We start from the raw sequence: 12,767 nt of genomic DNA, 5'->3' as shown, positions 1-12,767 counted from the left end.
CCTAGAGCAGACCGGAGAGAATGTCGTCATCATCCGCCGCCGAGAAAGCGGCTTCAGTTTCTTGTTGGTATGCGGCCCAGGACTCTGCGTCCCAGATCTCCAGAAAATCAACCGAGCCAATGACCACGCACTCCTTAGTCAGGCCTGCGTACTCACGGTGCGCCGGTGACAACGTGATGCGACCAGAACCATCAAGCGTTTGCTCATCCGCACTGGCAGCCAGATTTCGGATGAACGCGCGTGCCTTCGGGTTCGTACGAGAAGCCGCCGCGGCCTTGCGGGCACGTTGCGCGAACTCCTCGCGGGGAAAGACCGCTAGCGAGTGGTCCTGCCCCTTGGTCACCATCAACCCGTCCGCCAGCTCCTCACGGAACTTGGCGGGCAGCGTCAGGCGCCCCTTGTCGTCGAGCTTGGGAGTGTAGGTTCCCAGAAACATCCGGCGACCTACCTTTCCTTCACCTTCTGACATTGGCTTATGCAGTTTTCTGTGGCTTCGATTCCCGGTGGACACGTAGTCAAGGCGACCACCACGATTCTCCGCTGTGCCCCACTTTAACCCACTTTGCCCCACAAACGCCACACCGCGCGGCAAAATAAACGGAAAAATCTCTATTACTGCAGGTTACTGCGGTGGGGGATATATGGAGATCCTACCGCCACATGTGTCACTTTCGTACATTTAGGACACTTTGCTTCACGACGCCCACAGCTCCCCCACCCCTCAAACCGGACAAAACCCACGTTGAATCCCCACCATGGGCGCATATCGACCCCAAACAAGACTCCAGTGGGGCGAAGTGGGGGCTTCTAGTGGGGCGAAGTGGGGGCCCTGGTGGGGGCGTGCGGACATAACAACCCCCGGCTAGTCCAACACGCCTCGCCCAACACGCCGCGCCCAACTTCAACAGATATGCAGGGGAAGATATGCAGGTCTGCAGGTAGCGCCCCATTTTCATTAACGGGCCTCTTATTGAAAAATCCCTTTGACCTGCAGACCTGCATATCTTCCCCTGCATATTTGTCCAGAGATGGCCACATAGGAAGTCGGCGCGGCCAATCGGTCAATACGCGACACCTTTTGACATACAGCCGGGAATGAAAAAACGCCCTCCCAAAAACGGAAGGGCGCATAAGACTGCTACTGACTATGCGTCAGGGTTTTGGAAGCGACGGCGGAAATTCTCTTCCATGTTCACACTGCGCGCAGAGCGGGGACGCTGCCCACCTGCCGCTGGGCGCTGGCCACGAGACGGGGATGCGGGTGCACGAAGTGCCATGACACCACCGGCCATCATGACACCGAAACCGACCACGCTAATCAGCACTGCCCAAATGGTAAGCGAAGACAAGGCGACGCCGCCAAGCAGCAGCACAATGCCAAACACCAGCAGCGCGACGCTACGCAACGTCAGCTGACCGCCTCGCGGTGCATCCGAAAAGCCGGATTCACGGGCCACGCTACTAACAAACCTCGGGTCATCCGCGAGGAGCGACTTCTCAATTTCGCGCAGCATTTGCTGTTCTTGCTCAGATAGAGACACTGGCTATAACTCTTTCACAACTACCGATGGGCAATGCTAAATCTCTGTTGCTGTATTAACGGCCATCGTAGCTGTTTTGTTCCCGCAGCCACAGCATCCAGATAAAGAGTCCGATAACCAGCTAGGCAGCAGCCAGCGGCGCCTTGCCAGGGTGCGAAGCGTAGAGGAATTCTTCCGCATCCCCTAAAAGATTCAGCACAACCGCCGGATCAGGGTGCAATTCCAAACCAGAAGCGACCCGCCCACGCAGGCGCGAGTAGCCGCTAAAGCGAGCAGCCCACGCCTTTGCCTCCGGACCACATAGCGCTAACTTTTCCCACGCACTGGTTGGCAGGCGCTTGCGCTTGCGCAACACCTCAGAACCAGCGTTAACCGCTCCCGCAATACGCAGCGCCGCGCGGTAGGCGTTCTCCATAGCTAAATCGAAGCGGCCTGCTTCAATATCATCATGCGCCGCGGCAATCAGGTCCTCTGCGGCGTTAAAGAATGCGTCCCGGCGCGAAATCCTTGCGGGCGACCCGTAGACCTTGGATGTTGTGGCAGATACGACACTGTTCATGGGGCTTTTCCTTACCTCTTCTTCCGTTGTTTCCTTTGTTGCACTTAAAGCCTAAAACCCCCACCCACATCCCTTACCAGAAATTCGCACACTCGTTCTAACGCGAAAAGGGCACGAAAAGGGCCTGTGTCGTGGTTAGGTAGTGGAGTGCCAATCAGCATTCGACGTTTGAGTCCCGGCGAGTTTTCCATCCTCGCGCCCGCCCTTGTGGGGATCTACGTTTCGGCGATGGGCTATGACCCACAGATAAGTAACCAACGCGTGCGCGTCTGGCGCGGCGAGGTCACTGCCCCTGGGTTTACTGCTTTGGCCGCAATCGACGGGGACACGGTGGTGGGCGGCTGCTACGGCTTCCTCGGCAGCCGCGAACGCTGGTGGGACAAGCAGCTGGTACGCGCAATGGAAGATAACGGCGGTATAACCCCACAGCGCCAGGACCTGCTCAACAGCTATTTCGAGGTAGCCGAGATCCACGTCCACCCCTCACAGCAGGGCGCCGGCATCGGTGCTGCCATGCTGCGCGAGCTACTGCGCCTTGCCCCGGCAAAGTGGGCAGTACTTTCCACCCCGGAGGTGGACAATGAGGCCAACAACGCGTTCAGCCTGTACCGCAAATTTGGATTTGAAGATGTCGCGCGGGATTTCTACTATCCCGGCGACACCCGCCCTTTTGCCATCCTGGGTAGGCGCTTGCCGCTTGATCTGTAGTCTTAGAGGCTATGCAAGCCCCATCATCCCAACAGATCCCTGATTTCGAGCACATCCCTGAAGCGGTCAACGCGGAACTTGAGCGTTTCTTCCGCCAGCGCGACAGCGATATTGCCAAGCTTGGGGGCCCGGTTACCGCAGCTGTGGGGCACTTGGAGCGATTCGTTCTTGGTGGCGGCAAGCGTATCCGTCCGCTGTTTGGCTGGGCAGGGTTTGTCGGCGGCGGTGGCCTGCAAAACCAGAGTGAGGATCCTGCTGCGGTGCTGCGCGCGGTTACAGCTCTGGAGTTCATCCAGGCCTGCGCCTTGGTGCATGACGACATCATTGATGCCTCCGATACTCGGCGCGGCAACCCCACCGTGCACCGCAGCGTTGAAGCCTCCCACCGCGCGCAGGGTTTTCGCGGAAACGCTGAGGTGTTTGGCACCAACGCCGCTATCTTGATCGGTGATCTGGCTCTAGTGTGGGCTGAAGATATGTGGCGCGGCTCCGGTGTGAGCACCGAAGCCTTGGCCCGTGCTGAGAGCGCGTGGCGTGGTATGCGCACCGAGGTTATCGGCGGGCAGATCCTGGACATCATGCTGGAGGCCGAGGGCAGCGAGTCTGTGGAAATGGCTGATCGCGTGAACCGCTTCAAAACTGCCGCGTACACCATTGAACGTCCCCTGCATCTCGGGGCGGCGCTCGCGGGTGCTTCCGAGGAAGTCATCGAGGCGTTCCGCGGCTACGGCGAGGACATCGGCATCGCTTTCCAGCTGCGCGATGATCTGCTTGGTGTCTTCGGTGACTCCGCGGTGACCGGCAAGCCTGCTGGTGATGACATCCGGGAGGGCAAGCGCACCGTGCTGTACGCAAGTGCGCTTTCGCTTCTGGACGCGGCGTCAAGCCCCCACGCCGCCACTCTTCGCGACGGCATCGGCGTCGCCTCCGACCCCGAGCACCTGCAGGAACTGGCGCGCATTATTGAGCAAAGCGGTGCCGTCGACACGGTAGAAGAGCGCATTGAGGCGCTTACCACCTCAGGGTTGGCAAAGCTTGATGCAGCTGACCTACCCGAAAACGTGCGGGAAAACCTACGCGCACTGGCTATCAAGGCCACCGCGCGGCACACCTAGAACCTACGTAGAACGCCATACTTAGAACGCCATGGCCTGCGCGCGGCGAATCACTTCGCGCGCACCGTGGCCATGCAACGCGTCTACTGGGCGCCCCGGCAGGGACGCATCGGGCGTGAACAAAAAGTGGAGGATTTCTTCGGGGTTAAAGCCGCCGTCTGCAAGCACGGTGATCGCACCCGCTACAAACTTGGATAGCTCGCCCTCGTCCAGAAGCGCGGCGGGAATGTAGCGCACACCGTCTTTGCGGTAGGCCACAAGCTTGCCTGCGGCTACAAGGTCGTGGACCTTGGTCACAGGTACGCCGAGGGTTTCGGCAACGTCGGGGTACGCGAGCAGTTCTTCGTCTGCAAGCAAGGCATCAAGTGTCTGTGGTTGCTGTGGTGTATTCACGGTGTGTAAGTGTAATGCCATACTGGTTGCATGCAGTTGGCAGTTGGGGACTATTTAGATAACCGCTATGTCATTGACCGTGCGATTGCACGCGGCGGCATGGCTACCGTCTACCGCTGCGTGGATACTCGCTTAGGCCGCGAGGTCGCGGCGAAGGTGATGCATGAACAGTACGTGCACGATCCGGTGTTTGCGGAGCGGTTTCGCCGCGAGGCACGCGCTATGGCGCAGCTGAGCCACCCGAACCTGGTCAACGTGTACGACTTTTCCTCTGAGGGCGACGCGATCTTTTTGATCATGGAGCTGATCACTGGCGGGACGCTGCGTGAGTTGCTAGATGAACGCGGTCCGATGCCTGCGCATGCTGCAGCGGCTGTGATGCGCGGGATGCTCACCGGTCTTTCGGTTGCACACCGCAAGGGGTTGATTCACCGCGACATTAAGCCGGATAACGTGCTGATTGATGTGGATCACCGCGTAAAGCTGGCGGATTTCGGGTTAGTGCGTGCCGCCGCCGATGCCACGCATTCCACGGATCAGATTGTGGGCACGGTCAGCTACCTTTCCCCCGAGCAGGTAGACGGCTCCCCCATGACACAGTCCTCTGACGTTTACGCCGCCGGCATCGTGCTCTTTGAGCTGCTTACCGGCCGCACGCCATTTTCTGGTGAGACTCCCCTCGCCCACGCCTATGCGCGCCTGCGTGAGGACGTCCCGCCGCCTTCAGCCTGGATGCCTGGGGTGCCCATGCTTTTCGACGAGCTCGTGGCCACCGCAACCGCCCGCCACCCCGAAGATCGCTTCCGCGATGCAGCGGAGTTTTTGGGAGCGCTTGAAGATGTTGCGGATGCACTGGCGCTACCGGACTACACAGTGCCGGTACCTCGCAACGCCGCGGCGAACCGTGCGGCAGCGCACCCGACAGTCTTTGGGGTCGGCGCTCCACGTGCGCGCGACGAGCGCCTTTTCCCGGAAGCGCCTTCAGCCACACGCTACGAGCCAGCCGTACCCGCACCCGCCCCCGAGCGTGCGCCCATGCCAGCGCCCGCACCCGAGCACGTTGCGGCCCCTGCCCCGCAGCCGCAGCGCACGCCGGCGCCGCGCCCCCGCGCGGTGAGTAACCGCGGCGGGTTCGCTATCACGCTGTTTGTGGGCTTTGCCATTGCCGCCACCGCTGCCGTGTTGGTTGGCGGCTGGTGGTTCGGCTCGGGCATGTACGGGATGTTCCCGCCGATTTTTGTGACCGGCCAGTAGCCGGCCAGTAACCCGCTAGTAACCCGCTAGTATCGCAGCATCTCCGCGACCAAGAAGGCCAGCTCCAAGGCCTGCTCGGTGTTCAGACGCGGGTCGACCGCGGACTCGTAGCGGCCCGGCAGGTCCACGTCGGTGATGTCCTGGGCGCCGCCGAGGCACTCGGTGACGTTCTCGCCGGTGGCCTCCACGTGGATGCCGCCCGGGTGGGTGCCCAACTCACGGTGGACCTCGAAGAAGCCCTGGACCTCATCGATGATCTTGTCAAAGTGGCGGGTCTTGTAACCGTTGGATGCGGTCACGGTGTTGCCGTGCATCGGGTCACACTGCCAAACCACCTTGTGGCCAGATGCTTCCACTGCCTTGACAATGCCCGGCAGCACGTTGCGCACGTTGTCGTGGCCCATGCGGGTAATCATGGTGAGTCGACCCGGCTCACGGTTCGGGTCCAGCTTGTCCGCGTACGCCACTGCTTCATCCGGCGTGATCGACGGGCCAAGCTTGATGCCAACCGGGTTTTCAATCAGGGCGGCGAAGTTCACGTGGAAATCATCAATGCCGCGGGTACGCTCGCCGATCCACAGCTGGTGCGCGGACAGGTCGTAAAGCTTGGTTTCGCCCTTGTCGTTTTCCGCAATACGCAGCATTGCACGCTCGTAGTCCACCAAAAGTGCCTCGTGGGAGGCGTAGAACTCAGAGCGACGCAGGTTATCGTCGTTCACACCACAGGCGTCCATGAACGCCAGCGAGCGCGAAATCTCACGGGCCAGCGCCTCGTAGCGAGCACCCGCGGCAGATTTGCGCACGAATTCGCGGTTCCAGTCATTGATGTGGTGCAGATCCGCCGTGCCGGAAGACACCAACGCACGCACCAGGTTCATCGCTGCAGAGGAGTTCGCGTACGCACGCACCATACGGGCCGGATCGTGGCGGCGTGCCTCTTCCGTCGGCTCCACACCATTAACAATGTCGCCGCGGTAGTTCAGCAGGCCGTTTTCGTCGTAATCAGAGGAACGCGGCTTGGCGTACTGTCCGGCGATACGGCCAAGCTTGATCACCGGCATCGACGCACCGTACGTCAGCACCGCCGCCATCTGCAGCAGGGTGCGGATGTTGGCGCGAATGTGCGGCTCAGTGTTGGACTCAAAGGTCTCTGCGCAGTCGCCTCCTTGGAGGAGGAATGCTTTGCCCAACGCAACGTCTGCAAGCTGAGCCTTCAGCTTGTTCACCTCTGGGGCAAGCACAACCGGCGGCACAGACTCCAGAATCTTGCGCACGTAGTCCGCCTGATTCGGGTCCCACGACGGCTGCTGCTTCGCGTCGAGGGAAAGCACGTCGAGCCATCGCTGGTTCAGATCTCCCGGCAGCGGGGGCAGATCGGGCAGCACATCCTTGGGAATATCGATAGTCCAACTCACGCTAATAGTTGTACCACGCCCACACGTTCAATGTGTGAAATATCAGTTCCGCAATGTGGACACCTTGCCGTCGCGAGTCAACGGCAGCGCCTCCGCACACGCTTTGTACTTGCGCAAGTTGTGCCGCGCGTCCACCAACGCGTTGTGGTTTCCGTCAGGCAGCTTCGGCAAACGAGGACGCCCTGCCATCAGCCAGTACTGCTTCAACTCACGCGTGTAGCGCGGCAGCTGCCTGGGCAAACCACGCATGTCACCCCACAGTTGCGCAAGCACGACATGATCGTAGGCACCCACCCATGCCCACAGTTCCGGCTCCCCACGCGCGGTCAGGAACGCAAACAGCTCATCACGGATGGTCTTCAACGGCTTCCACACGTCTGCACCAGCCTCGGGCAGCTTGTCCAGCACGTTGTCACGCACCCAACTATTGGCTTTCGCCGGATCAAACTCAGTGGATACGGCGTAATATTCGCGCCCATCCTCGGCCACTACGCCAATGGAGATCAGCTCGATCGTGGAGCCGTCTTCGATAAATTCAGTGTCGTAAAAGTACTTCACGCTTTGGGCTTCTTGCTTGTCGACGCCGCGTTGTCCCCCACCCGCGGCCAAAACATAATCACCGCCACTGTCAAAACAGCAATCGGCGCGAGCACCGTGTTGTGAAACTCAAGAGTGTCTGCAATCAGGTACGCAATCACCGTCACCACCACAAGGACGATACGTACAACCAGATCTTTATCCATGCCACGACTCCAAAGCACCACCCGGCTGCGCACCTTCCGGATAGTTTCCTGTTGCTTCTAATTCTTTCTTCACGTCAGATGCGTAAATGTCCACATACGGGTTTTCAGAAAGCGCAGCCAGCTTCTGCATGCAGTAATCCGTAAACGGACGCATGACCTCGCGCGAATCTGGGTCAAACCCGTTCTCTCGTGCCCACGCATGCGGATCAATCGGCTCACTCAGTTTGATGTGCACCTTCACTGGGCGCAGCAGCCACGAGCCGATCGGGTTGGCCTCCCGCGCACCAAACATGGCCACAAGGACAATCGGTGCGCCACTGGCCATGGCAATGCGAGCCACACCAGTACGCCCCTTGTACACACGCCCATCGGGTGAGCGAGTGCCCTCCGGGTAGATACCAAAGACGTCACCACGCTCCAGCACCTTTGTGGCAGCTTCCTGCAGCGCATCGCCAGCATCTTTGCTTCCACGGTCAACCGGAATCTGGCCCACCGCACTAAAGAAGAACTTTTGCAGCCTGCCTTTGATGCCCGGCGCGGTGAAGTACTCATTCTTCGCCGGGAATTGGATCTGACGCGGCATCATCAGCGGCAGGTAGAACGAGTCCATCACGGACTGATGGTTAGACACCAAGATCACCGGGCCGGTGTCTGGGACGTGCTCCTTGCCCTCAATCGTCGGGCGGTTATACACCCGCAGAGGAAGTCCGAAGATTACCTTGAAAAACGAGTACCACCGGTTTTTCATATGCAGGATCCTTCTAGTTCGTCTTCACGCGGGCCAAATCAGCTACGCCGATCATACCCGCCTGGGGGCCCAGCTTTGCCTGCAGTACCTCAGGCACTGGGCGGTAGCCCGCGCCGACCATGGTTTCTCTCATCTCTGTGCAGGCGGTGTCCAGGAACAGATCCGCATCCGCGCTTACTCCACCGCCCAGCACAATCAGGGAAGGATCGAGCACGTCAGCGACAATGGAAAGCCCGCGCCCCAGCCAAATGCCGAAGCTTTCCAGCGCTGCCAACCCCAACGGGTCACCCGCTCGCGCGGCATCCATGACGTCGTGGCCCGTGGCCCGCTTGTCCACTACCTTGCGGTACAGCCCACAGTCAGTGAACTCACCCTGAGTGGCGCGCTCCACCGCGCAATCTACTAACGACGTGCCAGAGGCATATCGCTCCAAACATCCCTTCTTCCCACACGAGCACACACGCCCACCGGGCACGACGGTGAGGTGCCCGAACTCCGGTGCAGTACCGAACGCGCCGCGGTAGATCTCGCCTTTGTGCATCAAGGTTGCGCCGATACCCGTACCGACGGCGAAAAACACCCACGTCTCAGCATCTTTTGCCACGCCGAAGCGGTACTCACCCCAGGCGGCGGCGTTCGCGTCGTGTTCAAGGCGCACCGGCAGGCCAATGGCGGCTTCCAACTCTTTGCGCACCGGCGCATCATTACGCCACGCCAAGTGCGGAGCGAACCGCACGACCTCGCACTCTGGGTCTAAAAAGCCGGCAATTGCCACGCCCACTGCACTGATGTTGTGCTCAGCGCGCAGCTGTTCCACCATGTCCACGATCGCCTTGGTCAGGCCCGCACCGGTATCCGGCGTAGCGCCAGAGCGCACCGCGATCACGCTGCCGCCAGCATCCACCACAGCCGCGCGAGTGTTCGTTCCGCCGATATCAAACCCGACAGTCAGCGGCGAAGAAGTTGCAACCATAGGTGCCAATCGTAGACTCCCCCGCTCTCAATACCCGTTTCAACTACCCAGCACGTCCACCAATTGATCACCCAATGCCTGCCAAGCGAAACGTTCGGTGACAAATTGGCGGCCGGAGGGCAGCCCGTTGGCGTCGATAAGCAACCTGCTCACAGCAGCAATGAGTGCATCCGTGTCGCGGCCGGGAACCACAATGCCAGAATCCGCTGCAACCGTCTCGGGCGCGCCACCGGAATCCCCCGCCACCACGGGTACGCCGCACGCCTGGGCCTCCAGATAGACAATGCCAAGGCCCTCAACATCCAAACCGCCGAAACGCGTGCGTGCCGGCATGGCAAACACATCTGCGGCGGCAACGATGTCGCGCAGCATGTCACGCTCCACCGCACCAGTAAAATGCACCCCCTCGGTGGCCATGGATTCCAGACGAGCGCGATACGGCCCCTCCCCCACGATCACCAGCTGCGTGCCGGGTACCTGCTGCCGGATCTTCGGCAGAGCACGGATCAGCTGGTCCTGGCCCTTCCGGCGCACAAGGCGCGAGGCACACACCACCAACGGTGCATCCCCAATGCCCAAAACCTTTCGAGTATCGGCACGCTTGTCGGGGCTTGCAGGGCGGAAATACTGCGTATCTACCCCCGAAGGCAACGCCACGTAGCGCGGCTGATTACCAAACACCGGCCGCAAACGCCCATAGGTATAGGTGGAAATGTACGTGATGACGTCAGCGTGGCGCCCGATGGCTTTCAGCGCTTGGCGGGCGCCTGGCAGCATCGACCAGCCCACCTCATGCCCATGCGTAGTGGCGACGACGCGCTTCGCACCCGCCTGCTTCGCTGCCTTGCCCATCAACCCAAGCGGGGCTGCAGCGCCGAACCAGACGGTGTCAATGTTGTGCTCACGAATCAGCTCTTGCATGCGGCGCTTCGTCGCCGGCGTAGGCAACATCACCCGTCGCGGCCAACGGACTACCTGAAAGGGCTGCACTGCGTCGAACGCCTCGGTGCCTTCATTGCCTTCCGGCGTGGAGGCAAACACCACGATCTTCTCAGCACCACAGCGCGCGATGTACTCATTGACGTAATCACGCAGGTAGGACTGAATCCCGCCAACAGTGGGCGGGAAATCATTGGTGACAAGCAGCACCGACATAGTGGCTAGTAGCGCACCGCACCAGAGATAGGCATGGAGTCATACGGCACCACCTGGACAGGAATGCCGTAATCAGAGGAATGCACAATCATTCCGTTGCCTATGTACATGCCAACGTGCGTTGTCCCCGGAAAGTAGCCAATAATGTCACCCGGTTGCAGGTGGCTCAGCGGCACCGGGGTCCCTCCCGCAAGCTGCGCCTGCGAGGTACGCGGGATACCAATGCCATTTTGTGCGTAGGCGTACACCATGAGCCCAGAGCAGTCGAACGCGTACGGGCCGGTCGCTCCCCACCCATAAGGCTTGCCCAACTGCCCCATCGCAGAGGCGACCACCCCGCTCGTTGCGCCCGGAAGAGACAGGCCAAGCAAGTCAACAGGGCCGTCCTTAGCAATCCAGCGGGAACGCTCCTCAGGCGTCAGGTTATCCACGCGGTGCTCAATCTCACGCACACGCTCTTCCAAATCCTCGCGCTCACGCTCGAGCTCATCACGCTTCCGGTGCAGCTCCTCGCGCTCCCGCTGCGCTTCATCCATCGCGCGGGTCACAGCATCCGAGCGCTCTGACGCAAAACGCGTTGCCTCATTGAGCCCATCAAGCGTGCGCCCAGCGCTGCGAGTCAACGCCCCCAAGTACGCGGCCCGGTCAATCGCCGCCTGCGGGCTACCGGACTCAAGCGTGTTCAGCAGCAACTCCTGCTGATTGTTGCGGTAGCGCGACTGCGCAATCCCATTGACTTGCCCCTGATAACCCGCGCGCGCCCCGCTCGCCCGCTCAACATCTACACGTGCAGCATCAGCATCAGCGTGCAGCTTGTCAATGTGCTGCTCCTTAGCCGCAATCTCGTCTTCGAGCGCCTTGATCTCTTCCGACTTCGCGGTCGTATCGTGGGAAACCTGCTCAAGTGCTTCAATCAGGTCATCGATCTCGTCTGCACCCGCCTGCACCGGCACGACTATCGACGCAAGCAGCGCGCCCGCCAGGACCCCAGGAACATACGACTGCCTAGACCTACGCTTTGAGTGCTTCCCCACGCCTGAAAACCTCTTCTCAATCCCACAGCGCTATATAAAACCGTTATCACTATAGCGGCGCACGCCACGCCTTCCAAGCCCTTTGCCACACTTTCCGCGGCGCGGAAAACGGGTGTGTAGTGCAGGTATGCAGAGTTACGGATGTGGCTGGAGGGAAGGATGTGGGCGGGGACGTTGTGGCGTCGAAAAGCAAAAAGCCCGGCCCCTTCAGTCAGGGAACCGGGCGAAGCAGCTCGCTTTAGTGGAAGCGGAATGCCGAGTGGATCGGCATCAGGTTCAGGCTGCGGTAGCCAACCGGAATGCCGGAGTTCAGCGCGTCGATGATCTGGCCATTGCCAGCGTAGATAGCAACGTGGGACGCACCGCCGTAGTAAGCGACAATGTCACCCGGCTGCAGCTGATCCAGCGGCACACGCTGGCCAGCGGAAGCCTGAGCCTGAGAGGTACGCGGGATGTTGATGCCAGCCTGGGAGTAAACCCAGGAGGTGAAGCCAGAGCAGTCGAACGCTGCCGGGCCAGCCGCGCCGTAGACGTACGGTGCGCCAACCTTCGCACGTGCAATGTCAACGATCTGCTGGCCCTTGTTCACGGCCGGAGCAGGCTCAGCAGCCGGCAGCGGCAGCGCGTCAGCCACAGCCGCGACGTTTGCAGCCGGCGCCGCCGGAGCAAACTGAGACTGCACAGCCTCAATAGCGTTGTTCAGCTCAGGAACGGCGTTAACAGCCGGCACGTTACGAGCCGCATCAACAGCAGCCTGGACGTTGTCTGCAAGGCCCGGGATGGCATCGAAGTTCGGCAGACCAACCTCGGTTGCGCCCGCAGTCGGTGCGATCAGCGTTGCGCCAGCAACTGCTGCGGTAGCTGCGGCCACTGCACGGGTTGCAGTGTTGGTCTCCTGGCGACGGTGTTTAGCCACGAAAGTGTTCTCCATATCATCTCAGTGCCTACCGGGTTAGCTGTCGGGTTGGGCTTGAGAGCCAGCCCTGGCTCACTCCGTAGCGCTTGTCGCGCTATCCTTGCGGCCATTCACCCCAGGGGGTGGATCCATTTGGATCCTGTTGTGGGCCCCCGGCTTCCACATCCTGGCCACCCTTTGTGACCATGCCGTGAAATTCGGCTTATATGTTGT

The 12,767-nt window shown here is 60.6% G+C and carries 15 protein-coding genes and 1 riboswitch; of the genes, 3 read left to right on the top strand and 12 right to left on the bottom strand.

Annotation, left to right across the window (positions count from 1 at the left end):
• Window position 1: 1 nt before the first annotated feature.
• The 3 genes from mraZ to AK829_RS01510 all read right to left on the bottom strand — a co-directional run bounded on the left by mraZ (window position 2) and on the right by AK829_RS01510 (window position 2,100).
• On the bottom strand, window positions 2-436 hold the full coding sequence (gene mraZ, locus AK829_RS01520) for a division/cell wall cluster transcriptional repressor MraZ (protein WP_052203625.1): 435 nt from the start codon (window positions 434-436) through the stop codon (window positions 2-4).
• Between the two features lie 709 nt (window positions 437-1,145).
• Complete coding sequence (locus tag AK829_RS01515) at window positions 1,146-1,541, bottom strand: DUF3040 domain-containing protein (RefSeq protein ID WP_052203623.1); 396 nt, start codon at window positions 1,539-1,541, stop codon at window positions 1,146-1,148.
• Between the two features lie 121 nt (window positions 1,542-1,662).
• The gene (locus AK829_RS01510) at window positions 1,663-2,100 is read right to left on the bottom strand and encodes an SAV_6107 family HEPN domain-containing protein (protein ID WP_052203621.1); all 438 of its coding nucleotides are present in this window, start codon (window positions 2,098-2,100) and stop codon (window positions 1,663-1,665) included.
• Between the two features lie 147 nt (window positions 2,101-2,247).
• Here AK829_RS01510 and AK829_RS01505 point away from each other — a divergent pair, with 147 nt between their 5' ends.
• Together AK829_RS01505 and AK829_RS01500 are read left to right on the top strand one after the other, a co-directional pair.
• On the top strand, window positions 2,248-2,808 hold the full coding sequence (locus tag AK829_RS01505; RefSeq protein WP_052203618.1) for a GNAT family N-acetyltransferase: 561 nt from the start codon (window positions 2,248-2,250) through the stop codon (window positions 2,806-2,808).
• Window positions 2,809-2,819: 11 nt separating this feature from the next.
• Complete coding sequence (locus AK829_RS01500; protein ID WP_052203616.1) at window positions 2,820-3,923, top strand: polyprenyl synthetase family protein; 1,104 nt, start codon at window positions 2,820-2,822, stop codon at window positions 3,921-3,923.
• A gap of 21 nt (window positions 3,924-3,944) precedes the next feature.
• Here AK829_RS01500 and AK829_RS01495 read toward each other — a convergent pair whose 3' ends face one another.
• Window positions 3,945-4,337, bottom strand: coding sequence for an Rv2175c family DNA-binding protein (locus tag AK829_RS01495; protein ID WP_052203614.1), 393 nt, complete (start codon window positions 4,335-4,337; stop codon window positions 3,945-3,947).
• A 9-nt stretch (window positions 4,338-4,346) separates the two neighbouring features.
• Between AK829_RS01495 and AK829_RS12845 the strand changes: the two genes are divergently transcribed.
• Window positions 4,347-5,570 (top strand): protein kinase domain-containing protein, encoded by a 1,224-nt coding sequence (locus AK829_RS12845; protein ID WP_052203613.1) that lies wholly within the window; start codon window positions 4,347-4,349, stop codon window positions 5,568-5,570.
• Window positions 5,571-5,596: 26 nt separating this feature from the next.
• On the opposite strand, the gene AK829_RS01485 is transcribed toward AK829_RS12845, so the two are convergent.
• The 8 genes from AK829_RS01485 to AK829_RS01450 all read right to left on the bottom strand — a co-directional run bounded on the left by AK829_RS01485 (window position 5,597) and on the right by AK829_RS01450 (window position 12,554).
• Window positions 5,597-6,985: a class II 3-deoxy-7-phosphoheptulonate synthase gene (locus AK829_RS01485; protein ID WP_052203612.1), complete on the bottom strand. Its 1,389-nt coding sequence runs from the start codon at window positions 6,983-6,985 to the stop codon at window positions 5,597-5,599.
• Window positions 6,986-7,027: 42 nt separating this feature from the next.
• Window positions 7,028-7,543 carry a polyadenylate-specific 3'-exoribonuclease AS gene (locus tag AK829_RS01480; RefSeq protein ID WP_052203611.1) on the bottom strand — a complete coding sequence of 172 codons (516 nt, stop codon included), beginning with the start codon at window positions 7,541-7,543 and terminating at the stop codon, window positions 7,028-7,030.
• Window positions 7,540-7,728, bottom strand: coding sequence for a hypothetical protein (locus AK829_RS01475; RefSeq protein WP_052203610.1), 189 nt, complete (start codon window positions 7,726-7,728; stop codon window positions 7,540-7,542). Before AK829_RS01475 ends, AK829_RS01480 begins: the two co-directional genes overlap by 4 nt.
• Window positions 7,721-8,476, bottom strand: a complete 756-nt coding sequence (locus AK829_RS01470; RefSeq protein WP_052203608.1) for a lysophospholipid acyltransferase family protein — start codon at window positions 8,474-8,476, stop codon at window positions 7,721-7,723. Before AK829_RS01470 ends, AK829_RS01475 begins: the two co-directional genes overlap by 8 nt.
• Window positions 8,477-8,489: 13 nt before the next feature.
• The gene (locus tag AK829_RS01465; RefSeq protein ID WP_052203606.1) at window positions 8,490-9,449 is read right to left on the bottom strand and encodes an ROK family protein; all 960 of its coding nucleotides are present in this window, start codon (window positions 9,447-9,449) and stop codon (window positions 8,490-8,492) included.
• Window positions 9,450-9,488: 39 nt separating this feature from the next.
• The gene (locus tag AK829_RS01460; protein WP_052203604.1) at window positions 9,489-10,604 is read right to left on the bottom strand and encodes a glycosyltransferase family 4 protein; all 1,116 of its coding nucleotides are present in this window, start codon (window positions 10,602-10,604) and stop codon (window positions 9,489-9,491) included.
• Window positions 10,605-10,609: 5 nt separating this feature from the next.
• Complete coding sequence (locus AK829_RS01455) at window positions 10,610-11,638, bottom strand: C40 family peptidase (RefSeq protein WP_052203603.1); 1,029 nt, start codon at window positions 11,636-11,638, stop codon at window positions 10,610-10,612.
• Between the two features lie 238 nt (window positions 11,639-11,876).
• A complete protein-coding gene (locus AK829_RS01450) occupies window positions 11,877-12,554 on the bottom strand; it encodes a C40 family peptidase (protein WP_052206317.1) in 678 nt (225 codons plus the stop codon).
• 10 nt (window positions 12,555-12,564) lie between these two features.
• Window positions 12,565-12,767, bottom strand: a riboswitch (cyclic di-AMP (ydaO/yuaA leader).

Source organism: Corynebacterium riegelii, from assembly GCF_001263755.1.
In the GTDB taxonomy this organism is placed as follows: domain Bacteria; phylum Actinomycetota; class Actinomycetes; order Mycobacteriales; family Mycobacteriaceae; genus Corynebacterium; species Corynebacterium riegelii.
The sequence above is the reverse complement of the archived record's forward strand: the minus strand, read 5'-3'. Positions and strand labels throughout refer to the sequence as shown.